This is a genomic window from Neobacillus niacini (genome assembly GCF_023715785.1).
GTDB classification, from domain to species: Bacteria; Bacillota; Bacilli; order Bacillales; family Cytobacillaceae; genus Neobacillus; species Neobacillus niacini_E.
On sequence record NZ_JAMBOX010000004.1, the window covers coordinates 78,655 to 101,742 of the forward strand.

25 protein-coding genes are annotated in these 23,088 nt (G+C 41.3%); 3 read left to right on the forward strand and 22 right to left on the reverse strand.

Going from position 1 to position 23,088, the window contains the following annotated elements; translation table 11 throughout:
* Positions 1-57 precede the first annotated feature (57 nt).
* On the forward strand, positions 58-234 hold the full coding sequence (locus M3234_RS09955) for a DUF2759 domain-containing protein (protein WP_262304579.1): 177 nt from the start codon (positions 58-60) through the stop codon (positions 232-234).
* 56 nt (positions 235-290) lie between these two features.
* Here M3234_RS09955 and M3234_RS09960 read toward each other — a convergent pair whose 3' ends face one another.
* The 21 genes from M3234_RS09960 to M3234_RS10060 form a co-directional block, all read right to left on the reverse strand.
* A complete protein-coding gene (locus M3234_RS09960; protein ID WP_262304580.1) occupies positions 291-1,424 on the reverse strand; it encodes a YqgU-like beta propeller domain-containing protein in 1,134 nt (377 codons plus the stop codon).
* A 135-nt stretch (positions 1,425-1,559) separates the two neighbouring features.
* Positions 1,560-2,531: an ROK family glucokinase gene (locus M3234_RS09965; RefSeq protein ID WP_262304581.1), complete on the reverse strand. Its 972-nt coding sequence runs from the start codon at positions 2,529-2,531 to the stop codon at positions 1,560-1,562.
* Between the two features lie 9 nt (positions 2,532-2,540).
* On the reverse strand, positions 2,541-2,753 hold the full coding sequence (locus M3234_RS09970) for a YqgQ family protein (protein ID WP_066312220.1): 213 nt from the start codon (positions 2,751-2,753) through the stop codon (positions 2,541-2,543).
* Between the two features lie 82 nt (positions 2,754-2,835).
* Positions 2,836-4,395 (reverse strand): rhomboid family intramembrane serine protease, encoded by a 1,560-nt coding sequence (locus tag M3234_RS09975; protein ID WP_262304582.1) that lies wholly within the window; start codon positions 4,393-4,395, stop codon positions 2,836-2,838.
* Positions 4,396-4,526: 131 nt separating this feature from the next.
* The gene (locus M3234_RS09980) at positions 4,527-4,721 is read right to left on the reverse strand and encodes a hypothetical protein (protein ID WP_262304583.1); all 195 of its coding nucleotides are present in this window, start codon (positions 4,719-4,721) and stop codon (positions 4,527-4,529) included.
* A gap of 101 nt (positions 4,722-4,822) precedes the next feature.
* On the reverse strand, positions 4,823-5,776 hold the full coding sequence (locus M3234_RS09985) for an L-lactate dehydrogenase (RefSeq protein WP_262304584.1): 954 nt from the start codon (positions 5,774-5,776) through the stop codon (positions 4,823-4,825).
* A gap of 23 nt (positions 5,777-5,799) precedes the next feature.
* Positions 5,800-6,588, reverse strand: a complete 789-nt coding sequence (locus M3234_RS09990; protein ID WP_262304585.1) for a DUF92 domain-containing protein — start codon at positions 6,586-6,588, stop codon at positions 5,800-5,802.
* Positions 6,581-7,150 carry a 5-formyltetrahydrofolate cyclo-ligase gene (locus M3234_RS09995; RefSeq protein WP_262304586.1) on the reverse strand — a complete coding sequence of 190 codons (570 nt, stop codon included), beginning with the start codon at positions 7,148-7,150 and terminating at the stop codon, positions 6,581-6,583. The genes M3234_RS09990 and M3234_RS09995 overlap by 8 nt, the downstream gene beginning before the upstream one ends.
* 57 nt (positions 7,151-7,207) lie before the next feature.
* Positions 7,208-7,357, reverse strand: coding sequence for a 50S ribosomal protein L33 (rpmG, locus tag M3234_RS10000; protein ID WP_082692947.1), 150 nt, complete (start codon positions 7,355-7,357; stop codon positions 7,208-7,210).
* 54 nt (positions 7,358-7,411) lie between these two features.
* Positions 7,412-8,035 carry a hypothetical protein gene (locus tag M3234_RS10005; RefSeq protein ID WP_262304587.1) on the reverse strand — a complete coding sequence of 208 codons (624 nt, stop codon included), beginning with the start codon at positions 8,033-8,035 and terminating at the stop codon, positions 7,412-7,414.
* A gap of 35 nt (positions 8,036-8,070) precedes the next feature.
* The gene (locus tag M3234_RS10010) at positions 8,071-9,300 is read right to left on the reverse strand and encodes a glycosyltransferase family 4 protein (RefSeq protein ID WP_262304588.1); all 1,230 of its coding nucleotides are present in this window, start codon (positions 9,298-9,300) and stop codon (positions 8,071-8,073) included.
* The gene (locus M3234_RS10015) at positions 9,293-9,796 is read right to left on the reverse strand and encodes a DUF4912 domain-containing protein (protein WP_262304589.1); all 504 of its coding nucleotides are present in this window, start codon (positions 9,794-9,796) and stop codon (positions 9,293-9,295) included. Before M3234_RS10015 ends, M3234_RS10010 begins: the two co-directional genes overlap by 8 nt.
* A gap of 284 nt (positions 9,797-10,080) precedes the next feature.
* Positions 10,081-10,743, reverse strand: coding sequence for a phosphate signaling complex protein PhoU (phoU, locus tag M3234_RS10020; protein WP_262304590.1), 663 nt, complete (start codon positions 10,741-10,743; stop codon positions 10,081-10,083).
* 10 nt (positions 10,744-10,753) lie between these two features.
* On the reverse strand, positions 10,754-11,527 hold the full coding sequence (gene pstB, locus M3234_RS10025) for a phosphate ABC transporter ATP-binding protein PstB (protein ID WP_082692946.1): 774 nt from the start codon (positions 11,525-11,527) through the stop codon (positions 10,754-10,756).
* Positions 11,528-11,539: 12 nt separating this feature from the next.
* Complete coding sequence (gene pstB / locus M3234_RS10030; RefSeq protein WP_396953942.1) at positions 11,540-12,364, reverse strand: phosphate ABC transporter ATP-binding protein PstB; 825 nt, start codon at positions 12,362-12,364, stop codon at positions 11,540-11,542.
* 14 nt (positions 12,365-12,378) lie between these two features.
* A complete protein-coding gene (gene pstA, locus M3234_RS10035; protein WP_262304591.1) occupies positions 12,379-13,266 on the reverse strand; it encodes a phosphate ABC transporter permease PstA in 888 nt (295 codons plus the stop codon).
* The gene (gene pstC / locus M3234_RS10040) at positions 13,263-14,186 is read right to left on the reverse strand and encodes a phosphate ABC transporter permease subunit PstC (protein ID WP_262304592.1); all 924 of its coding nucleotides are present in this window, start codon (positions 14,184-14,186) and stop codon (positions 13,263-13,265) included. Before pstC ends, pstA begins: the two co-directional genes overlap by 4 nt.
* Positions 14,187-14,269: 83 nt before the next feature.
* Positions 14,270-15,175 (reverse strand): phosphate ABC transporter substrate-binding protein, encoded by a 906-nt coding sequence (locus M3234_RS10045; protein ID WP_262304593.1) that lies wholly within the window; start codon positions 15,173-15,175, stop codon positions 14,270-14,272.
* A 177-nt stretch (positions 15,176-15,352) separates the two neighbouring features.
* The gene (locus M3234_RS10050; protein WP_262304594.1) at positions 15,353-17,482 is read right to left on the reverse strand and encodes a peptidoglycan D,D-transpeptidase FtsI family protein; all 2,130 of its coding nucleotides are present in this window, start codon (positions 17,480-17,482) and stop codon (positions 15,353-15,355) included.
* A 135-nt stretch (positions 17,483-17,617) separates the two neighbouring features.
* Positions 17,618-18,835 carry an MFS transporter gene (locus M3234_RS10055; RefSeq protein ID WP_262304595.1) on the reverse strand — a complete coding sequence of 406 codons (1,218 nt, stop codon included), beginning with the start codon at positions 18,833-18,835 and terminating at the stop codon, positions 17,618-17,620.
* 103 nt (positions 18,836-18,938) lie between these two features.
* Positions 18,939-19,547, reverse strand: coding sequence for a superoxide dismutase (locus M3234_RS10060; protein ID WP_262304596.1), 609 nt, complete (start codon positions 19,545-19,547; stop codon positions 18,939-18,941).
* A 338-nt stretch (positions 19,548-19,885) separates the two neighbouring features.
* Here M3234_RS10060 and M3234_RS10065 point away from each other — a divergent pair, with 338 nt between their 5' ends.
* Both M3234_RS10065 and M3234_RS10070 read left to right on the forward strand, forming a co-directional pair.
* Entirely contained in the window at positions 19,886-20,581 is a 696-nt protein-coding gene (locus tag M3234_RS10065) for a Crp/Fnr family transcriptional regulator (protein ID WP_262304597.1), read from the forward strand.
* Between the two features lie 91 nt (positions 20,582-20,672).
* Entirely contained in the window at positions 20,673-21,446 is a 774-nt protein-coding gene (locus tag M3234_RS10070) for a DUF1189 domain-containing protein (protein ID WP_262304598.1), read from the forward strand.
* Between the two features lie 261 nt (positions 21,447-21,707).
* Here M3234_RS10070 and M3234_RS10075 read toward each other — a convergent pair.
* A protein-coding gene (locus tag M3234_RS10075) for an IS1182 family transposase (protein WP_396953943.1) occupies positions 21,708-23,082 on the reverse strand; the annotation gives its coding sequence in 2 pieces (ribosomal slippage) (positions 21,708-21,956 and positions 21,958-23,082; 1,374 coding nt in all).
* Between the last annotated feature and the right edge of the window lie 6 nt (positions 23,083-23,088).

A 23,088-nucleotide genomic window follows, 5' to 3' on the forward strand; every position in this document is an offset into this window, starting at 1 on the left:
ATAACTATCTGGTGCAGGTTAGTGCCTGCTTATCACGGAAAAAAGGGGGAGCTTTTCATGGGATTGGTTATCATTTTTGCTTTAGTTGCCCTTCTGGCAGCATATGGCGCTTTTTCGGCGTTCAAGAATAAAAACCTTTTAGGCGCATTTTGGGGATTAGCCTCATTGGTCGTATTTGGATTATTCGCAATCGCAACTGTTGTCAATTCAGGTTACCCAACTGGAACTCACTAAAAAGACTGTCCTAGGCAGTCTTTTTTTATTGTCAAAAAAAAATGACCCATTTAGAGTCATTCTTTAATTAAATCAAGTATTTTCCTTTTAGACACATCAATGATTTTTTCAAAGCGATTGCCATAAAGCAAAGCATCTCCTGATGGCGAAAATTGAATGGGTTCATTTTCCAAACCGGACATGATCACCTTGCTGCTATGTTTTTTAAGATTATAAAATTCAAGGTCAAAGCCGTCCATATAGGCATCAGCCTCTCCGCTTATCTTTGGCTTTAATGCCGCAAATTGGCTTCCTGAGGCATAATAATCATAAAACGGGATCAGCCAGTCGGAGAACCTCGATAGCAGCGGACTGGTAAACGAGAAAACTTCCTTCATTTCCCCATCAAAAAAAGCATAGGTTGCCTGGGGATTTTCTGTTGCATTTGCTGAAATGGTCAATAGTATGTCTTGATAGGGTGAAAATTGAATTATCGCCGGAAATAACGTACTTCCTTCATCTTGCCCAATTTCCATTTCAATAAGAGGTGCATACAAGCTCGGATTGTTGTCATCCCAATTCAAGAACCCATATTTATGGTTCCCTGTCCATTTGACAAATGGCTGTGGAAGAGACAATTTACTGATGGTGGCTTTTTGGGTGTCAAGCAGCAGAACTTCAAAACTCCAATCCTCATTAAACTTCGAAATGAGAACCTCCGAATCATTATAGGGATTCCAATCAAACAATAACTCATAGGAAGCAATCGATTGGCTTGCCAGTACCGATCCCGTTGTATCAATGATTGTAACGATACCCTCATAGGAAGACGGGGAGGAATGAATCAAGATGTATTCTTTTGATGAACTTATTTGTGCATTTACGATTGGAGCATTACTTTTATAGATCAATTCACTTTTTCCGGTGAATAGTTGATATCGATATAAACTCGAGGTTTGCTCCAGATTAGTGATATAAAGAATATCGTTGTCTGCCAGCCATCCTGCAGATTTATAAAATTCGCCTTCCGCAACAGCGATGGGCAGCTTCCATTCTTTTTCTGAAACAGTGGATTTCGGCGGCCGGTTTTTCTCTGTTTTTACTGGAGCTTTCGGCTTTTCCTGTACCGGCTCAGTACAAGCGCTTAAAAGAAGGGGTAAAACAATGATAATCATCAGCCAAAAAAGATTATTTGCAGATTTTACATTCAATCGTACCTTCTCCCCCCTCCCGCTTTTGTTCCCTATCATTTAGTACGTACAAATGATAAGAATGTTTCAATATTTACAATATTATAACAAAAATTGAAAAAAAGCCGTATAAAAACGGCTTCCTTCCAGAAAAATTTAACTTATTTTATTTTTAATCAGCCAAGCGGCCCCCAGCACCCCTGCATCATTACCCAGCGTAGCCAGAGCCAGTTTAGTAGAATTTTTTACGGCAGAGAAGGCAAATTTATCAAAGTTTTCTTGGACCGCATCCAGCAGTATGCTTCCCGCCCTTGATACACCACCGCCGAGAACGATTTTTTCCGGGTTAAGCGTATTGCCGGCATTGGCTAATACAAGGCCAAGATGGAAGGCCACTTCCTGCAATACCTTGTTTGCGAGGGTATCACCGTTTCTAGCAGTATCAAAGACGTCCTTTGCCGTTATTTTATGATTTCGGGCATACAAATCGGCCAATTGACCTTCTGCATCGCCCTTGGCAAGCTCTTCAAGTGCTAAACGGACAATCCCCGTAGCAGACGCTACTGTTTCAAGGCAGCCCGTTTTCCCGCAATTACAAGGTGCTCCGCCAATAGGAATCGCGGTAGCATGGCCAATCTCCCCGGCAGCGCCATTTACTCCTTGAACAATGTTTCCGTTAGCGACGACCCCGCCGCCGACCCCTGTTCCCAAAGTGACAAAAACCAGGTCATTGGCACCGTTTCCGGCCCCTTTCCACATTTCTCCCAATGCCGCACAGTTTGCATCATTTTCGACAGCTGCCGGAAGCTTTGTTGCATCCTCAAGACTTGACTGCAAAGGAAAGTTATCCTTCCAGCCGAGGTTAACCGCATTTAGGATGACGCCCGTTTCATAGTCTACAGGACCGGGAGCACCCATCCCCACCCCGACAAGGACTTCTTTCGATTGACCAAGCTCATTTAGTTTTTCATCAATTGATTTGCCGATATTAACCGTAATATTTTCCCCTGCATTAGAGTTGTCCGTTGGTATCTCCCATTTATGCAGAATTTCCCCATCCATTGAAATAAACGCAATTTTCGTTGTAGTCCCGCCTAAATCGACTGCAGCAATCCATTGATTCGCCATTCTTCTCACCTATCTCATATGGTCTGTTTTTTCTTTTTCAAGTTGAATTTCATGTCTTAGCAATAATAGTGCTGTTTGGTATTCCCTTGGTTCAATCAGCTGAGCTTGAAACAGTTCCTTTACCTCCGCCTCCATTAATTCCAAATCGGCTACACGGTCACCGATATAAATAATCGTTCCAAACCTTTTTAAAAATTGTTGAATGTCGTAAATTGTTTTCATTTCTGGAGCCCCTTTTCCCTAAAAGTATACCCCATGCCATATTTGTCCTCAAGAGAATATTATTAGACATTTTTATCTATGGTCATTCCTCAACCTGAGACCCCAGATATTGATTAATTTCCTTAACCAAATTGGAATACTGGGATTCTCCAGGCATTAACTCTACTGCCCGTTCCGCATTCTCCTTCGCCTTTTGCAAATCATTTTCTTCCAAGTAAATTAATGCCAGATTATAGTAGGCTTCATGAAAATCAGGATTAAGCTCAATCGCTTTAAGCAGATGAGGTTTGGCATCCGAGAGCAAACCCTTTTTGATCTCCACATAGGATAATAGGAAGTAGGTACGTTCGGATATTTCCGAGCCCTGCTGCTCATAATGCTTTAATGTATCATAAGCGTCATCATAATTATTTTGCTGGATATAATCCTGAGCCAGTACTAAAGTTGAACTCTCATCAAGCGTCTTATTAGAATTGCTGAACCCGTAGGTCATCGCCCCCCAGACAAGTACTGCCGATGCTGCAAGGAAAAGGATTTGAATGAACGGCTTGGCTTTCTTCGGAAAATGGACAAGACCTGCAGCGAGAAACCCTCCAGCTAGTCCGCCTAAATGGCCGGCATTATCAATACCCGGCATCGAGAATCCAAACACCAGGTTTAATGCCAAGACCGCAAAAAGATTCATTCCCATTGTTCTCATGAACAATTTAGGATAGGTAACCCCAAAATAAAGCAATGCGCCAAAACAGCCGAAAATAGCGCCGCTCGCTCCTGCAGATAAAGTGGAGCTAAATAGGAAGCTCGCGACCACGCCAGCAAACCCTGCAAATAAATAAATAATCAGGAAGCGGAAGCGGCCATAAATTCGCTCCACCTCTCCACCAAGATAATATAAAGAAAGGGTATTCATGGCTAGGTGCAAAAATCCGATATGAATAAAGACCGGCGTGATAAAACGCCACCATTCCCCTTGATATATTAATTGATTTACCTTTGCTCCATATTTAATCAGGTTGGATGTGTTCGTACTGCCGCCGTTAACCTCCATCCAGAAAAAAACAGCACATTGGATCAAGATAAAAACATAGGTAAAAAAGGGTTTCCCGCCGCGAAGAATTTCTCTTTCTGCCTTCTCTTTTTTTACCGAATGTTCTATCGACGATTTTTTAACAAGTTCGACTTCCTGGTCCGAATATTGCTCATTAATTGGAAATTGAAGATCAACAAGCAGCTGTTGGGAAATGGCTCGCAGACCACTCTCCGCTTTTCCATTTGTCAGAAGAAGTGTTTTAACAACGGTCTTATTCCCTTCAGGATGGACGAATGGTTGGGTTATTCGGGATTCATAGTCGTCCACTGGTGGAAATTCGCTGACATAAATGTTTGTCAGATGCAGCTCGCTTTTGCCCAACTGTTTGCGAATTCTTTCACCATTTACAGCCGAGAATTCTATATCTCGCTGCATCGCATTGCTCCAATCAAAATTTTCAAGCATTAGCCTGACAATCGGAGCATGCTTATTTTCCAGTTTCTCAAGCCATAATTCCTTTTGGTTATCAAATAACTGTATTAGCCTGTAACCATGCTCAGATATTAGTGAATAGGCTATCTGCCAGAAGATAAAATTTTCTCTATTTTTCATTTCTCCCCTGCTCTCCAAAAAGATGTCTTGTTTTTATTATAAACGATAAGTTCGAATGAACATGAATGAAAACCTGCGATGAGGCTAAGAATTAACGATTTTGACATATATAAAAAAACCATCTGTGGTTTTCACCTAGCAGATGGTCCGCCAAATACAGTTTGCATTAATTTTTGTTTTACACCTGGCATATTCATAACTGAGCTGACAGCAATTCGTCGAAGCCAGCTGGATGAAAACAAGAGATTCATCAATCGATACCGATAGCGAAAAACAAAATAGCCAATAGAGCCAATCATGAAAATAGATGTTAACATGCGTGACATCTTCATCCCTCCTAACCCTATTTTGTGATTGTTGATCGGGTTTTATCCCACCACAAACGCCAAAAAGAGTTGAATTCTAGTGAATTCAACTCTTTTAATGGTTAATATTTCTTTAGAACCGTTTCCATTGTGTTTTTCAGTACTTGAACAGAACCGGCAAATTTTTCTTTCTCCTGGTCATTTAAATCCAGTTCGACAATTTGCTTGATCCCATTGCGGTTCACAATGGCCGGTACCCCAATATAAATATCATCATGGCCATATTCACCATTTAGATAGGCTGACACGGTCAATACAGAGTTTTCATTTTCAAGCAAAGCCTTGGTCAACCTTACGAGCCCCATTGCAATTCCATAATAAGTGGCGCCTTTTCGTTCAATGATATGATAGGCGGCATCACGGACGTTCAAGAAAATTTGGTTCAGGTCACCCCGGCTGTATCCCTCCCGATTTTTTGTCCATTCCGTAATAGGCGTACCGGCTATATTGGCATTGCTCCATACCGGAAGTTCGGTATCTCCATGCTCGCCAATAATGTAGGCATGGACATTTCGGGTATCGACATTGAAGTAATCTCCAAGTAAAAATCGAAACCGCGCCGTATCTAAAATAGTCCCTGAACCGATAACTCTCTCTTTCGGAAACCCGGAAAACTTCCAAACAGCATATGTGAGGATGTCAACTGGATTGGTTGCCACCAAGAATATGCCATCAAAACCGCTGGCCAATATCTGCTCCACTATTCCCTTGAAGATTTTTGTATTTTTTTCAACTAGGTCAAGCCTTGTTTCACCTGGCTTTTGATTCGCGCCGGCTGTAATAACGACAATATCCGCTTTTCCACATTCGGAATAGTCACCATACCAAATTTTCGTATAGGAAGGAGCAAATGGAAGCCCATGATTAAGATCCATTGCATCCCCTTCTGCCTTATGTGCGTTTAAATCGATTAAGACAAGCTCTTCTGCAATTCCTTGATTTAACAAGGCAAAAGCATAGCTTGAGCCAACAAAGCCTGTTCCAATAACAGCAACCCGATTTACCCGATTTAACAAGTCAATTCCTCCCTACCCTTAAGTTATAATAAAATTAAATAAAGTGCTATAGCGAGCATTGCCGCCAAGAAACCTGACAAGAAATTTACCATGTCATTGTCCATTAACAAAATGCCTTTTATTTGGCTTGTCGGTTGACCACAGTGGAACCTTTTCTCCGTTTCGATGCCGCATTGGCGGCAAGCATAAACCTGTTGGTAAAAGGCGCCAAATAAGGTATCAATAACATTCCCGAGATAACCAAAAATAAATACCAGGACTAAAACAAGAGGGGTCGGTTTAAATAACAAGAAACCAACCACAGCAATGGTTAGTGCCCCCAAAAGTGCCGCAGTACTCCCAAGCATGCTGACCGCACCGGAGGTTCCCTTATCTACCCGCTTGAAAGTTCGAATATAAATAGGGGCCCTTTTGCTCAAGCTGCCTATTTCAGAGGCCCATGTGTCAGAATTGGCACTGGCAAGTGACACCATAAATCCAAGCAGCAAGATGCTGTCCTGATAGAAGAGATAAAGAATACTGAACACTGCCGCCATTCCGCCATTAGCAAACACTTGACGCCAGTCCCGCGTTGCTCCTTTGGCCAATTTCTCCTCCAGAGTCCTTTTCGCCGCACTTTTATAGTTTGACCAGAAACTTGAAGTCGCAAAGAAAATCCCTAAAAGAAATAGCCCTTTTGCACCAACGCCGGCATAGACAGCAAGCCCGACTAAAAAAGCCGCTGCGGCGCCCGAGGTTGTCAGCGATTTCACCCGATATCCGGTTATCCCTGTCATGATGATTACAGCAACAATGAGAACTGCCTCAATCATATGGGTGAATGACCTCGTTGACAGTAATTATTTTGGAAACCGGGATATCAAATTTTTCTATCGGGAACCTTGGAATCATTTGTTCCGTAAAGGCAAGTGAGATTGTTTTGCCAGTGAAATCCATCAAAAAGCGATCATAGTAGCCGCCGCCAAAGCCCAACCGATACCCTTCCCGAGTGAAGGCCAAGCCTGGTACAATAAGAAGGTCAATCTCCTTAGGTTCAATTTCCGTTGTCTTTTCTATAATTGGCTCCAGCAATCCAAAATAAACAGATTCCAGCTGAGAAAAATCGGTCAGCGTCCTAAAAGACAGCACTTTCTCTTTTGGGTCGCATTTTGGCACGACTACGCGCTTACCTGATTCCCACGCCTTCCGTATAATTGGGTATGTATCTACTTCAGGCACCCTGGAAATGGTGATCCCGATGGTGGCAGATTGTTTCCACTCGTCTTGTTGATAAAGAGTTTGGGCAATTTTATTTGAATAATCTTCATATGTCTGTTCTGAAAGATTGGAAAGTATAGCTTTCATTCTCTTGCGAATTGAAGTTTTATCCTCCATCTCAGGAGCCCTCCCATTTTTTACTGCAACAAAAAAAGCAACAGGAAGCCCTGCTGCTTATTTTGTTTCGCGGTGTACAGTTGTACGCTTTTCTCTTGGGCAATATTTCTTAAGCTCAAGACGATCTGGGTTGTTGCGTTTATTTTTGTTTGAAATATAGTTACGGTCTCCACACTCAGTGCAAGCTAACGTAATATTCACACGCATGTTTATTTCCCTCCAAACAATTAAGCTGTTCGTTCATACGACTTTTCTATAATATCATTTTTCGTTTGGAAATGCTAGTGGGTTTTTTAAAAGTGCATTTTCTATTGAAATTAATTCTTTTTTGTCGGTTCCTGCTATTGCCCAAACTTTCATTTTTATCGTTTCTTTCGGCGGAATTGTTATGTTAACCGCAAAAATACTGGCTGCAGGCCCTTTGGCCATGGGTTGATATTTTAATATCCCTTTTTGGAGGGAACTCCAAATCTGATCTGTGTAAGCGTTCCACAATGGAATTGTTGTATATTCCTTTAATCCTGTACCTTTATATGCAGCATTAACCAGAAATGTCTGTTTGGCGGCATGATGTAAAATCATGTTATCTGACGGCGAAATAAATGTTAAGCCATCTTGGTCAAGACTGGAAAAATGGTGCATGGCCAATAATTTAATTTCTTTCTGGCAATCACTATGATTGCCTGTAAAAATAGTAGAAAAGCGGATTTTGGAGTGTACTTGTTCACGCTTCACATTTAAGGTCAAAGCTTCATCGTAAATCACTTTTTCGCTGCCGTTTTGAAGCCAGAGATATCTTCCATTAACCCATATGCCTGGAATAAATTGAAGCTGATCAATAGTGCTTTGCTTCATTCTCTCATTGTAACTTTCGATTACATTCATGATCATTACACCTTTTTGGGAAAATTTATTTATAGTTAATCCTTAACCTGTGAATGAATAACTGTATCTTCCATTATTCTGGCCGTTTCTGAAGCAATTCGTTTCCACCCGTACAAGCTTTTTACAATCTCCCTGCCTTTAAGGCCAATTTCTTTCGCTATTATTGGATTCTCTTTAAGAAACTGAATTTGCTGAATCATACTTTCCGGATCACCCGGATTCATCAGGAGCCCGGTTTGCAGATGCTTAATAATCCCTTTCATGCCTCCGGTGTTGGAAACAATCGTTGGTTTCCCTAATATCATTGATTCAAGGGCAGCAATGCCAAAAGGTTCGTACAGGCTTGGGATAACGATCAATTGACTTCCGGCGATTAGGGCATTTCTTTGTTCATCTGTAATGTAGCCAATAAACATGATGTGATTTGTTAATTGTCTTTCGTTTATTTGGCTTCGATATGTGTCCAGCATCGGGCCTTTTCCAGCAATAACAAAAAAGTAATCCAAATTATTTTCCTTGGCAATTGAAGCAGCCTCAATCATTGTTTGAAAGCCTTTTTCTTTGACAATCCTGCCTATGGAAAAAATGTATTCCTTTTTGTTACGCTCCAGAAATAACATTGCGCCATCCTCTGTGGCCGCTGGTGCCTCAACGCCGTTGGGAATAATCGCAATTGCGTCGGAAACCCCATTAAAAACAGAAGCAAGATGTTCTTTCATATATTCGCTGCAAACAATTATTTGATTGGATGCAATAATTAGCTGCTGTTCCTTTTCATGGATAAACTGCTGAGTTTCCGTATGAATACCATTATTTCTTCCATGTTCAGTCGCATGAATCGTGGTTAACAACGGGATGGACCATAGCTCCTTTAGAGCAATAGCAGCAGCCCCCACCAGCCAATCATGGGCGTGTATTAAATGGAAGCGGATTTCTTGTGCCAGCCTTTCCGCCTTGAAAGACATCGCCAGATTAAGACCGCCAATCCAGGACAGGAAATTCCGGTCCATTTCATTGATCGGTTTGACCCGATGCACCCTCACCCCATCCATCAGTTCAAAGGCAGGAAGCCTGTCGTTTTCGGCGGTTATAACATGAACCTCATAGCCCATTTTTGCCATATGTACGGATAAGCTGAATACATGTCTTGAAAGTCCGCCAACGACATTCGGGGGATACTCCCAGCAAAGCATCAAAATTTTTAAACCAAGCCCTTGTTCCGAATTTGGGGTTAAGCATTCCACCGGGACAAATGTTTTAGGCATTTTTCTCCTCCATGTTTTCAGGTTCTTCATAATAACTATAAGTGCTTACATAGTTCCGCCATTTTGGCGGACTTTCTTCATGCCCTTTCAATTGCAAGTAGTCTCGGTAAAAACTAGTTCCATCCGGTATCGCCATTGCAGGCGTTTGGATGCAGTTTGATCGGAATAAAGGGAAAAATCCTGTTTCCGGCAAATATACACCCAGTTCTGCTTGATAGCTTCGGCTTGCCGTTAATCCTTTCACCACCCAATGGCTATTGGGATAAGGAATAGATATCTCGTAATAATGATGGGCATTTTTCCCGTTAAAAAGGATATCTGTCACATCGAATACTCTGATGACAGAAACCAATTCCTCAATCGGTTGATTAAAATATAATTGAATGATCATTTTTGGCAATTGGGATGGATCCCAGAAGAGAAACATTTTTTGAGGGGCAACAAGTTTTGCGATAAGCTCACCCTTTATAGGGGTAAATAAATCTTGCTTAATCATAGCTTCCTCCAATCTGCAACGTATCAATATATGGTAAAAGAAAACAAACTATTCTTTTGACTCTTATTTAATCGTAACATCAGACAGTGAGGCAGACAATAAACGCAATTTGTCGTATTTTGCCTATCCTAATAGGGGGCTGTTCGAGCGGCTGCAAATTTTTAAAAGAGTGGAAAATGCGGTGTATTTTTTAAGTGTTTCAATCTAAACAAAGATTTTTCGACATTAATTGGATCGTACACCAAAAAGGATGAAGCCAACTGCCTCACCCTTTTTGAATATAATTAATGATTTAGATTCAGCCTTTTTCCAGTTTCAAGAAAAACAACATTTTCGGCAATATTGGTGGAGTGATCGGCAATCCGTTCAATAAACCGGCAAACAAAAGACAATTGGATGATTTGGTTCGTCGACTCTGGATTTTTCGGAATATGTCCCATGAGTTCATGAATTAATTTTCCAAACATATCGTCAACGGCGTCATCCTTTTCGGCGCATTGCCTTGCGATAGAAATATCTTCTGTATAAAAGGCAGTAAGGGCATCCGCGACCATTTCTAAGGCCATTTCCATCATGTGAGGAATATCAGCCAATTCTTTAATATGTTTATCTTTCCCGATTTGGACAACCGATTTGGCTATATTTACAGCCATATCGCCCATCCGCTCAACCTCGGATGACACCTTTAAGGCAACATTAATTCTCCGTAAATCCCTGGCAACTGGCGATTCGGTAGCGATCAGCATCAAAGCTTTTTCATGTATCTCATGCTCAAGCTCATCAATCTCATTGTCACCTGAAATGACTCGATTTGCCAGGTCAATATCCTGATTAAGCAGGGCGAGCATGGCGTCTTTAATTCTTTTCTCCGCTTTGGCGGCCATTTCCAGCTGCATCTTTTTTAATTGATTTAAATTTTGATCGAAATTTGACCGTGTGTTCATCATTATTCCCCCCTTATCCAAATCTCCCAGTAATATAGTCTTCGGTGCGGGTATCTTTAGGCATCGAAAAAATGTTTGGCGTTAGATCCACTTCAATTAACTCGCCCATAAGAAAGAAGGCCGTTTTATCCGATACTCGGGCCGCTTGCTGCATGTTATGGGTCACAATGACAATGGTGTACTTTTCTTTTAATTCAAGGATTAATTCCTCGATTTTTAATGTTGAAATCGGGTCGAGTGCGGAGGTTGGTTCATCCATTAGCAGTACCTCCGGTTTGGTAGCAAGCGCCCTCGCAATGCACAGGCGCTGCTGTTGTCCGCCTGAAAGTCCCAATGCTGGTGCGTGCAGACGGTCCTTCACTTCATCCCATAATGCGACATCGATTAACGCCTTCGTCACAATTTCGTCCAGATGCGTCTTTTTCTTTACACCATGAATTCTCGGCCCATAGGCAACATTATCGTAGATAGACTGAGGGAACGGATTCCCCTTTTGGAAAACCATGCCAACACGTTTCCGTAATTCTACTAGGTCTGTTTTTGGGTTTAAAATATTGTCACCGTCAAAATTCACTTCTCCAGTTATTTTGACATTCGGTATCATTTTATTCATTAGATTTAAAGTCTTTAAAAACGTGGACTTTCCGCATCCTGAAGGCCCAATCATTGCCGTTACTTCTTTTTTCTGGATTGGGAAATCAATATTTTTTAAGGCATGGTGATCACCATACCATAGGTTTAGATCTTTCACATCAAAGATGTCTCTCGTTAATGTTTGTATCGCCACAATGCTTCCCCCTTATCCGAAGCGTCCGGAAATGTATTCCTCTGTTTTTTTGACTGATGGATTCGTAAAGAGTTTTTTAGTATTGTCATATTCTATTAAATCACCGTTTAAAAAGAAGGCTGTTTTATCTGAAATCCGCGCTGCTTGCTGCATATTATGGGTGACAATAATGATGGAATAATCCTTTTTCAACCCGATAATCAATTCCTCAACCTTGGCATTTGAGATTGGGTCCAATGCCGAAGATGGTTCATCAAGAAGGATGACAGTCGGCTTCATGGCAATTGATCTGGCAATACAAAGGCGCTGCTGCTGCCCCCCTGATAGCGATAAGGCAGATTTGTGCAACCTGTCCTTCACTTCATCCCACAAAGCCGCTTTTTGTAAACTTTCTTCGACGATTTCATCAAGCTCAGTTTTTTTTCGAATCCCTGCAAATTTTAAGCCATGGGCAATATTTTCATAAATTGATTTTGGAAACGGGTTTGGCTTTTGAAACACCATGCCTATTTCCTTCCTTAAGGCAACTACATTGATATCTTGTGATAATATATTTAGATCTTCATAGATGATTTCACCGGCAGCGCGTGCTCCGGGAATCAAATCATTCATACGGTTGATACTGCGTAAGAACGTTGACTTTCCACATCCAGAGGGACCGATTAAGGCCGTTACGGAATTTTTCTTAATGTCCAAAGAAATTCCATTTACTGCCCGCTTATCCCCATAAAAAATTTCCAAATTCCTTACCGCAATAATATTTTCAGACTTAACTTCAATTGGCGTTGGTTGAACAGTTAAATCCACTTGTGTTCTCTCCTTAACGGCTGTCATCATATGACCCCCACCTTTTATTTAGTCGCTGTTACCCGCTTATGAATCAAGCTCCCAATCCAGCGGGCCAATAAATTGAAAACCAATACTGAAAGGACGAGAACGGCAGATGAGCCGCTGGCAACTTCATTTACATCAGGAATTAACCCCTGCGTATTTACAGACCATATATGAACCGCCAATGTTTCTGCAGGACGGAAAATATTCAATGGTGATTGTTCTGAAAAAGGATTCAAGTTCATGTAATCCAGTCTTGGAGTTGATAGGCCAGCAGTAAATAATAGTGCGGCTGCCTCACCGAATACCCGGCCCGCAGCAAGAATCGCTCCGGTTAAAATTGACGGAAATGCTGCTGGTAAAATAATCGTTTTGATTGTATGCCAATGGGTAACGCCTAATGCCAGGCTTGCTTCTTTTAGATCACGAGGAACAGCACGGATTGCGTCTTCCGTAGTACGAACCATAGTTGGTAAATTAAATATCGTTAGTGCCAAGGCCCCTCCTATGATTGTGTAGCCCCAGCCCGTTGTGTTTACAAAAATCAATAATCCAAACATACCGATAACAATTGATGGCAGAGAGGACAAAACTTCAATGCAGGTCCGGATTAAGTCGGTTACCTTACCGGGTTTGGCATATTCGGCCATATAAATCCCGCCGCCGACTCCAATAGGTACCGTAATCAGCATCGTAAGAAACAAAATGTAAAAGGAATTAAATAATTGGTCGCGAATTCCTCCACCAGCCCTTACATTGCTTGAAGGAGAAGTTAAGAAATCAAATGATATATATTTAAATCCATTTACAAAAATATAGAAAAATAATCCGACAAGAATCGTGACGATAACAATCGCAATCGCAACAAATACACCTGTCGCAACTCGATCGGCAGCTTTACTGTTCATCGTAATTTCCTCCTTGATGATAGATAACGAATAAGGAGAATGAATGCAAACGACATGATTAATAAGATTAGACCCATTGACCATAGCGTATTATTTTCTACGCTGCCATATGTGGTATGGCCCATATTTAAGGTAATAATGGTCGTTAGTGTCGCAGATGCATCCAAAATACTTGATGGTAAGTCCCTGACATTACCGATAACCATTTGTACGGCCAAAGCTTCACCAAAAGCCCTCGCCATCCCGAGAATGATGGCCGTCAGCAGAGAAGGCATCGCTGCTGGCACCAATACTTTTCTAATCGTCTGCCATCTTGTCGCTCCCAATGCATAAGACCCTTCGCGCAGATGGTTCGGGAGCGAACTCATCGCATCTGTCGCGATCGTTGTGATTGTCGGTAAAATCATGATGGAAAGGACAATTGTCCCGGCTAGCAAACTAAAACCTAAACCGCCGACATTCTCTCTAATAAACGGAACCAATACAGATAGTCCGATAAAACCGTATACGACCGATGGAATTCCTACCAGGAGTTCAACAACCGGCTGCAGGATTTTTTTTCCCCAGGAAGGAGCAATTTCCGTCATAAAGATGGCCCCGCCAATTCCCAATGGCGCCGCAACAAGTGCGGAAAGAAAGGTAACTGCAAAGGAACCAAAAATAAATGGCAGAACACCATACATCGGGCTCGCCTTATCTGTTGGATTCCATTTTGTGCTTGTTAAAAACTCGATTAAACTAATTCCGTTTTTTGTAAAGGATTGCATCCCTTTTGTTCCAAGGAAAATAGTGATCGAAATCGTGGCAGAAATCATGATAATTGCACATAAAATGACTAGCATTTTTCCGCGAAGTTCGCCATTCAGCCCGCTTTTGTTTGACTTTAGCAATCTATCTTTGGCAGGAAGAACCTTTTCCATAATAAACCAAACTCCTCTTGATTATGTCGTAATAGGGTAAACGCAACTGCATTTACCCTCTTTACTAAAAGAAATATGTGTCCCTATTTAATATCTTTTTGATTTCCTTCGACATCTCGTTCTACCTTCATTTTTGTAACAGGCAGATATCCTTGTTCTTTCAATAAAGTAGTTTGGATTTCATCTGACATTACATATTCAAGAAACGCTTTGGCTAACCCTTCCGCTTCGCCTTTAGTATAGGAATGCTGGTAAGCCCAAACAGGGAAATCTCCGGATTGCACATTTTCTTCAGTCGGTTCAACACCATCGATCGCAAGCGGTGTAACTTTATCATCGGTAAAGTATGAGAATGCTAGATAACCAATTGCGCCATCTGTTTCACTGATAATCTTTTTAACTGTATTTGAGGAATCCTCTGTAATACCTTCTGCAGGTGTCGCGCCATCCAGCGCGAATTTATTAAATATTGCTCGAGTTCCGGAAGAGTCGGGACGGTTTACAAGAACAATCTTTTGATCTTTACCGCCGAGTTCTTTCCAGTTTGTAATTTTTCCGGTGAATACTTTAATTAGATCTTCTTTCGTAATATCTTCAATTCCCACTTTAGGGTTAACTGCAGCAGTCATGCCAACTACCGCAACCTTGTGGTCAACAAGTTCGTCGGCTGGAATACCTTCTTTTTCTTCAGCAAAAACGTCAGAGTTACCGATTCCAACAGAGCCTTCAGCAACCTGCGATAAGCCTGTCCCAGAACCGCCCGCATTTACTTGGATGTCAACCTTTGGATTTTCAGCCATGAATTCTTCAGCTGCGGCAGCAATTAACGGCTGCATGGCCGAAGAACCGGAAATAACCAATGATCCCGATAGTTCACCATTATTTCCTGTTTCATTTTCCTTACCTGAAGAGTCAGAGCCGCACGCTGCTGCAAATATCATTAGAATAGCTGTTAATATCGCTAGACCAAACTTTTTGAAATTTTTCATCGTGTAAATTCCTCCTACGACTGTTCGTTTTGCTTTACAATTACAAGAATAAAGAATCTCTGTAAACTGCGTTTTAATGAAATGTAAAGCTTATGTAAATCAATGTATGAGTTTTGTAAATCGTTAAACGATTAAACTATTAAACTATAAAAAAACCTGTCTCAAATCGAGACAGGTTTACTGATTATTATCCGCTGCCAGCACTTCCGCAGCATTGGCTGCATTTTCTTCATCGGCAGGTTCTTGGCGAGAATTTTTCAGTTCAAAATAGGCATCCAATACCCTGCGGCCAATTAAATGGTTAATGCTTGGACCGCTGTGCCCTTCATAGGCCCATGGAACAACAACTGCCATGGCAACCTCCGGGTTATCTGCTGGCGCGTAAGTAACGAGGCTTAGACTCGTAACAGGCGTCATGCGTTTTGATTTATCTGATCCGTCATAAAAGGCCTGTGCCGTCCCGGTTTTTCCGGCCGGATTATAAGGTGCACTCTTCCAATGACCGACACCGGTTCCGTCGCCAACTTGCATGACCATACGGAATCCTTCCTGAACCCTCTTGACCCATTCGTCCTTCATATCGATCCGATTTAACACTTTTGGCTCCAATTCTTTTATGATAGGACCCAATTCATTATTTTCCATTAGCGGCTCACGAATTTCTTTCACGATATGGGGCTGAACCCGATATCCGCCATTGGCAATCGTTGAAACGTACTGGGCAAGCTGGAGCGGGGTATACGTGTCATACTGGCCGATCGCAAGGTCAAGCAGCAAACCAGGTGTTTTGTCTGCACCAGGGAATCCGGTCATTTCATTTGGCAAATCAATTCCCGTTCGAACACCCAGACCAAATTGGCTGAAGTATCTTCTCATCGTATTAAATGCCGTATAATCAAGCGGCAGCGGTTTATTTGGAACATAATGTCCCCCCGCCATAGCAATCGCTGTTTTAAACATATAGACGTTGGATGATACCTGGAGTGCTCTTAGATCATTAATAGAGCCGAATGTCTTCCATGAAGATTTCGGCTTTGTACTTGCGATACGCAATGGTTCATCTAAAAGGACTGTTCCCGGTTTGATCGCCCCGGTCTGATATCCCGTCAATATTGTGGCCCCTTTGACCGATGATCCAACCGCATACGAAGATGTGAAGGTTCCTTGGGCATAATCCCGCATTTCAGGTTTTCCAGTCTCTTTATCTTTGACTATTTGTCTACCGCCGAGCGAAAGGATTTCCCCAGTTTTTGGATTCATTACAACCACGAATGCGCGGTCCAAAAGTGCCGCATTTGGATATTTTTGCTTGGCAGCCCACATTTCTTCTTCAATGATTTGTTCAACCTGTTTTTGCAGGTCCATATCAATTGTTAATACGAGGTCCTTGCCCCGTTTTCCTTCTGATATAACCTCAGTAGATAATACTTTTCCGGATTTATCGGTAATATTTTTTACCTTGGCTTTTTCCCCATGGAGAACATCTTCATATTTTAGTTCAAGATAGCTCTTGCCAACTCGATCATTACGGCTGTAATCCTTGGCAAGATACTTTTCCAATTGATCTTTAGGAAGCCCTGATTCGGAAGAAGACACATCACCAAGGATGGATCTTAACGTATTTCCTGTCACATATAACCGGTCCCAATCGGTAGTAGTATCCACTCCGGGAAGGTTCTCGAGATTTTCACTCACTGCAGCAAATTCATCTGGTGTTACATCTTTATTTTTGACGATTTGCGGCGTCAACGCATAACCGCTGTTAAATTTACGATAAATCGCCAGTATTTCAAGGTCTTCCCCTTGTATACTGTTCAATTCCTCATCGGTAACCCTTTCGAGCTGCAATTTGTAAATATCTTTGTCTTCCAATTTCTTCTCTTCATATTGAGCCCATTCTTTTTTTGTAATTTTTTCCTTTGCCTGCTTCGGATGTTTGATAATCCAGTAATCCTTCTTATCCCGAACCGGAATCTTTTCTGTATCCATATTAATGATTTTCGCCAATTTTTCCGCGGTTTTTAGCATTTCTTCTTGGCTTGTATTTTGAGACTTAGTATAAGTAATCGCATTTAACGGAGTGTTGTCAACAATAATATTCCCGTTAGTGTCAAATATTTTTCCGCGTGGCACAGGATTACTAACGGTTATATCCTCGGTCCGTTCTATTTCCCGCTTAAAGTCCTCACCAAAAACAATTTGCAATTCACCTAGTCGCAAGACCAGTATCGAAAAAAGCAGAAACACAATGAAAAACAAGACATTTAACCGAAACGGAACCAGTTTTTTCTTTTTCTTCTTATTCAAGGGTAAAGTGCACCTCCTCTTCCTTTAACCTTTATCTATTTTAAAGGATTGTCCGTTTTTTTTCTATGAGGAACACTTACCATTTTCGACAAAATTCAACTCCAAGTAAAAAGCGATGAGTAAATTCTCATCGCATTAAGTGACAGGCAGTTGAACTCTTTTTATAAATAAATAGATTAACGTATGGCCGGCACCCAAAAATAATAATAGGACCGGGATGCTCTTTTCTGCGTTAAATAGGGTCACCGCACCCAGAAATGCCAAGATGGAAACAATGCGGCCGATATTCAGAAATATTTCGCGGACTACAATATACTCAATCCTCATTTCAGCAGCCTTCCAGCCAACACCGATCACATCATATGTTGTAGAAATATAAGGTACCAGCAGAAGCGGATAGGCGATGGCAATCATGGCCGCATAAATTAACAATTTGGCATAATTAACATCCCAGACAATCAACAACACGGATGCATAAAGGATCAGTCCTCCAATAAGGATGGCCTTTTTTCGATAATGTTTCTTAATTAGCCTTGATGCTAGATAATAAGCCACAAAGGAAATCCCTGAATTAAGAAGTCCGAATGTGCCAAGAGCCAATTCACTACCGGTAGAAATATAAACAAATACAGAGATAACAAATAAAAACGTCCCTTCTCTCAGGCCCTGAAAGAAATGGGCGTTGGTAACGAGACGCCAATTTTCATTTTGTTTTCTTTCTTCAATGATACGTTTAAAACAGTACTTGCCGTTTGCTGGTCTTGGTTTCAATGAGAAACTCAGGATCACCGCCAGGGCGAACAAGGAAAGCGACAAACCAAATACAATGGTATACCCGGTAAACTTTTCAAATCTAGTAATAATGATGCCCGCCGCAATGGGACCGATCATTCCTCCCAAAGAGGACAAAATTCCCAAGAATCCGTTAAAAAAGTCCCTCGTTTCCGGCTCGGTTATTTCAAAGGTCAGCACATTATAGGCAAGCCAATAAAATCCGTAGCCCACCCCCAGCAGGCTCCCCAGGACCAATAAAAAAGTGGCCGCTTTTGAGCCGGTGATTAACACGGCCATATAAAACAAAGCTAAAAAAATGACACCAATTCTCAACACAATGACACGGTCAATTTTTTTTGCCCAGCGCCCGGCCAAAATGAAGGTTAATGGCTGCAGGACGACGATTGACAGATTATAAAGCGCCAAGTCAGAATACTTCCCTGTTTGCTTCCATAAGTAAATGTTTACAAACGTATTGGACAGAGCCACACTTAAGGAATAAAGCCCGCCAATGATCAAAAGCAGTGACAAATCCTTGGTTAACTCGACATCACCCAGAAATTTAAACTTTTTTGGCATTAAAAAACTCCCCTTTTTCTTAACAGGTAGTCTTTAACAAGCGGGCTGTTCTTATGCAAAAAAAAAGACAGCTTAGTCAGCTGCCTTTGATTTTAATCTTAAATTATTTTGCTGCGCTGTAACGCTTCGCGACTTCATCCCAGTTCACAACGTTCCAGAATGCGCCGATATAATCAGGACGCTTGTTTTGATATTTTAAATAGTAAGCATGCTCCCAAACATCAAGGCCAAGAATTGGCGTCTTGCCTTCCATTAATGGAGAGTCCTGGTTAGGCGTACTGCTTACTTCCAATTCGCCATTGTTCACAGACAGCCAAGCCCATCCGGAACCGAAGCGGGTAGTAGCCGCTTTTGCAAACTCTTCTTTGAACGCTTCAAAGCTGCCAAATTTAGAGTTGATTGCATCTGCTAATTCACCGCTTGGCGCGCCCCCGCCATTTGGAGAAAGGATTGTCCAAAACAAAGAGTGATTAGCATGACCGCCGCCATTGTTGCGGACAGCTGTACGAGCAGATTCAGGAACAGCGTCCAAATTGGAAATGACTTCTTCAACTGATTTCGATAGCAATTCTTCATTTCCTGCTAAAGCATTGTTTAAATTAGTAACATAGGTATTATGGTGTCTGGTGTGATGAATGTTCATCGTTTCTTTATCAATGTGCGGTTCTAGTGCATCTTCTGCATAAGGCAGTTTTGGTAATTCAAATGCCATGAGAAATTCCTCCTATGTAAAGATTATTTGCTTCAGCCATTCCAAAAGGACTTTTGGAATATTCTAAAGCTTTTAATTAAGATTACCAAATAAGTGTTATCGTTTCAAATAAAATGCTCGATTCCACCATATATAAAATACCCAAATTTCCAACAAATATTCCAAGGGTCGTATTTAAGATATTTCGAAAAATTGTCATGAATCCCGCATCTCGCATTCTGTCAACGATTTTTGTCATAGCCTCGCCGTTTAGATTCCATTTTATGTAAAACCAATATTGACACACTGTTTTTAATTCTTTTTAATCAAAGTAGAAGGGATAAAAGGGAGTGGCAGGCATGCTGAAAACAGGGAATTCAATTTACAGCTTATTGTATCATTTTTTCTATAAAACTGAGCCCGTACAGAAGGTAAAGGCAGGTTCTGTTCTGTTTCTAGAAAAGGACTCTGCCCATTATGTTTACATTCTTCTAAGCGGAAGTATTGCCCTTGGCCGCGTGCATGTGCGAGGCAAGGATTTCATTTTAAAAGTATTAAATAATCGTGAATTAATCGTCGAGTATCCGCTGTTTAAGGCAAACCCGCGATACCAATTTTATGCCAAAACATTAGATGACTGTGAGCTGCTGTATATTAAACGGGAAGAATTTGAAAACTTTGTCATGACCGACCCGGAAGCGATGACTGCACTTGCAGCTTGGCTGTCTACCAGCTATTTAAAGGCACAAATGAAATGTCAGGACTTAATCATGAACGGAAAAAAAGGCGGCCTGTATTCCATCCTTATCCGACTATGCAATTCCTACGGGATTGTGACCTCTGATGGCATCCTTATTGATTTGCCATTGACACATCAGGAATTGGCCAACTTAACCTATGGCACCCGGGAAGTGATTCAGCGGGCCCTCAAGGAACTGCGAGAAAAGGACATAATCGCCTACGATAATCAGAAATTTACCATCAAAGATATTCATTATCTTAAACGTGAAGTCGACTGCCAAAACTGCGCTTACGAAATTTGTGGGGTTAACTAGCCTAGACCGCCGATATTTGGCGGTCTTTCTTGTATATCTTCCCTGCAAAGGCTACAATAGATAGTGAATTTATGTTGTTAAGGTGGTCATTATGAATATTTTTAAGCAATTTGCAAAAAGCATTTATTCCCCAAAAGACATTGCCTTGTTTCGGTTTCAGGGGATTGGCAAAACCATTCTTTATGTCTTCTTCCTGACGTTTATTTCTGTCCTTCCTTCGATCATTTTTTTTAGTACGGCCTTGTCAACCGGATTAGAATCGGCCAAAACCATTATCGAGGAAGAGACACCGGGGTTTTCGATTAAAAATGGAGAGCTTACTGCTGACACCAAGGTGCCGGTTACCATCAATAAAGAAGGCTTTACATTTATTCTTGATCCAACCGGGGCTGTTTCAGATGATGAAGTTGCGGATGAAGGGGATGCATTTGCCCTTTTGAAGGATGAATTTGTTCTATCTGCAGGTGGTCAGACTGAGACATATCCCTATTCGATGATGCAAGGGCTTGACCTGACCAAGGACAACCTGCTTGATTTCCTACATAATATCAGCAGTGCCCGAGGAATCATTCTCTCTGTCATTTCAATCGTTATTTATTTGTTTTCAAGTGCGGCTAGTTTTATTGAGGTATCGATTGTCGCTTTAATTGGACTTGCATTAAAGAACATTCTTGGCAGAAAACTAAACTATGGCCAGCTTTGGAGAATGGCGGCCTACAGTGAAACACTTCCGACACTGTTCTTTACAATCATGACCGCGCTTAAGACAACAGTCCCTAATAGTTCCCTAATCAACTGGATTGTTGTCCTTATCGTGTTAATGCTGGCGATTAACGAAATCCCCAAACCGAAAAAAAGCAGTTAAAAGACACCCGTTTTTAGGGTGTTCAGATTGTCGAGAAAGGGTATATTTCTCGGCAATTTTTTGTTTATTAGAATCTGAAATACCGATTTTATTGAAAAAATTGTCCCTGCTAATGGGCCTGTTGATTTCCGCTCCAGGTGCTTCGCTTTCCGCGGGCGGTTCGGGAAGCCTCTCGGTGCGTTCCGCACCTGCGGGGTCTCCCCTGTCCCGTACTCCCGCAGGAGTCTTCGCACCTTCCGCTCCAATCAACAGGAGTCTAAATCAACCTAAAGAATTGCAACACACTTTTTCGAGTCTGAACAAGTGAGTTGCAATCTTTTTCATGTTCTGGCAAGCTGCGGTTAGAAGAGCCTGCTCACTTACTTTTTTTATGCCCCGTAACCGGCAGTAGCGAAGCCCGTGCAGCTCTTTTGAGTCTGCAAAGCTTCGCTCAACTTTTTCCTTCCTAAATTTATATAGCTCTTTTCCTGATTTAGATAAGCGATTTCCTCTTACCTTTTCTTTGTAACTTCTCCCATACATGTCGTGTTACAACTTTCACCTTATTTTTTGAACGTGTGCACTGGGATAAAAGTGGACAGTTTTCACATTTTTTTGAATCAGATTTGTATTCTCTATAACCCTCTCGGGTTGTTGACTTGTAAGGTAATTCTTGGTTATTAGGGCAAATGTAAAGATCCCGTTCTTTGACATATGTAAATTTCCATTTAGGAAATAGGCCGGTAGTAGGATGGAATCTTCTATGGGCAATAACTCCAAATATATTACGATCAGAAAGTCCTTTACAAATAGGATTAGTGAGATAGCCTGAATCTAGAGCAACAGCTTCTACATTAAAACCAAACCGTTGGACCTGACGGTCCAATCGATTCAGGTAAGGAACGGAATCATGAACATTACCCGGAGTAACAAAGACATCAGTAATAATATTGAACTTCATGTCAGTAGTCCGATGATCAAGATAACAAAACATTTCCTGCTTATTTTCTCGGGACATAAATCCACATTCAGGATCTGTAGTACTCACCCGAATTTCTTTTGTCTCTTTCACTTCCTCTTTTTCCTTTAGCGGCTTTTTTCCATGATTAATCCTATCCTCTTCTATAGCTTTATTAAGTTCCTCAAAATATTCGCGAGTCTCTACTTCTACCTCTTCCTTTGTAAACTTATGTTTATTGGCATTTGCCTTTAAATGAGTAGAATCAGTAAATAAGACTCGACCGCCTACCATTTTATGATTCATTGCTTGGAGGACGATTTCATCAAAAATATCCTGAAAAATATCAGTATCCTTAAAACGGTGTTGACGATTCCAACTAATAGTTGAATGATGGGGAACCGAATCATGAAATTTTAAACCCAAGAACCATCGATAAGCAATGTTCATTTTAATTTCTTTTTCTAACTGCCTTTCTGAACGAATGCCAAAGAGGTACCCAATAAACATCATTTTAAAAAGTAAAAGGGGATCGGATGGACGACCGTTATCGTCACTATAAAATGGACGTACTTTTTCAAGAAGAAATGAAAAGTCTACATATTTATCAATTAAACGAAGAAGGTGATCGTCCGGAACTAATTCATCAATAGACACAAATTCAAATTCACTTTGGCTAGGCTCTTTTGGCTTAAACATTGAATT

Bases quoted from the DNA above. Each gene is read 5' to 3' on its own strand.
- M3234_RS10010 (WP_262304588.1), bottom strand. From the start codon at position 9,300: ATGCCTAAAACATTTGTCCCGGTGGAATGCTTAACCCCAAATTCGGAA.
- M3234_RS10015 (WP_262304589.1), bottom strand. From the start codon at position 9,796: ATGATTAAGCAAGATTTATTTACCCCTATAAAGGGTGAGCTTATCGCA.
- M3234_RS09990 (WP_262304585.1), bottom strand. From the start codon at position 6,588: ATGATTGAGGCAGTTCTCATTGTTGCTGTAATCATCATGACAGGGATA.
- M3234_RS09955 (WP_262304579.1), top strand. From the start codon at position 58: ATGGGATTGGTTATCATTTTTGCTTTAGTTGCCCTTCTGGCAGCATAT.
- M3234_RS10055 (WP_262304595.1), bottom strand. From the start codon at position 18,835: ATGCCAAAAAAGTTTAAATTTCTGGGTGATGTCGAGTTAACCAAGGAT.
- M3234_RS10060 (WP_262304596.1), bottom strand. From the start codon at position 19,547: ATGGCATTTGAATTACCAAAACTGCCTTATGCAGAAGATGCACTAGAA.
- M3234_RS10070 (WP_262304598.1), top strand. From the start codon at position 20,673: ATGAATATTTTTAAGCAATTTGCAAAAAGCATTTATTCCCCAAAAGAC.
- M3234_RS09980 (WP_262304583.1), bottom strand. From the start codon at position 4,721: ATGTCACGCATGTTAACATCTATTTTCATGATTGGCTCTATTGGCTAT.
- M3234_RS09970 (WP_066312220.1), bottom strand. From the start codon at position 2,753: ATGAAAACAATTTACGACATTCAACAATTTTTAAAAAGGTTTGGAACG.
- M3234_RS10045 (WP_262304593.1), bottom strand. From the start codon at position 15,175: ATGAAAAATTTCAAAAAGTTTGGTCTAGCGATATTAACAGCTATTCTA.
- pstA (WP_262304591.1), bottom strand. From the start codon at position 13,266: ATGAACAGTAAAGCTGCCGATCGAGTTGCGACAGGTGTATTTGTTGCG.
- M3234_RS09965 (WP_262304581.1), bottom strand. From the start codon at position 2,531: ATGGCGAATCAATGGATTGCTGCAGTCGATTTAGGCGGGACTACAACG.
- rpmG (WP_082692947.1), bottom strand. From the start codon at position 7,357: ATGCGTGTGAATATTACGTTAGCTTGCACTGAGTGTGGAGACCGTAAC.
- M3234_RS10005 (WP_262304587.1), bottom strand. From the start codon at position 8,035: ATGAATGTAATCGAAAGTTACAATGAGAGAATGAAGCAAAGCACTATT.
- pstB (WP_396953942.1), bottom strand. From the start codon at position 12,364: ATGATGACAGCCGTTAAGGAGAGAACACAAGTGGATTTAACTGTTCAA.
- M3234_RS09995 (WP_262304586.1), bottom strand. From the start codon at position 7,150: ATGGAGGATAAAACTTCAATTCGCAAGAGAATGAAAGCTATACTTTCC.
- M3234_RS09975 (WP_262304582.1), bottom strand. From the start codon at position 4,395: ATGAAAAATAGAGAAAATTTTATCTTCTGGCAGATAGCCTATTCACTA.
- phoU (WP_262304590.1), bottom strand. From the start codon at position 10,743: ATGATGAACACACGGTCAAATTTCGATCAAAATTTAAATCAATTAAAA.
- M3234_RS10065 (WP_262304597.1), top strand. From the start codon at position 19,886: ATGCTGAAAACAGGGAATTCAATTTACAGCTTATTGTATCATTTTTTC.
- pstC (WP_262304592.1), bottom strand. From the start codon at position 14,186: ATGGAAAAGGTTCTTCCTGCCAAAGATAGATTGCTAAAGTCAAACAAA.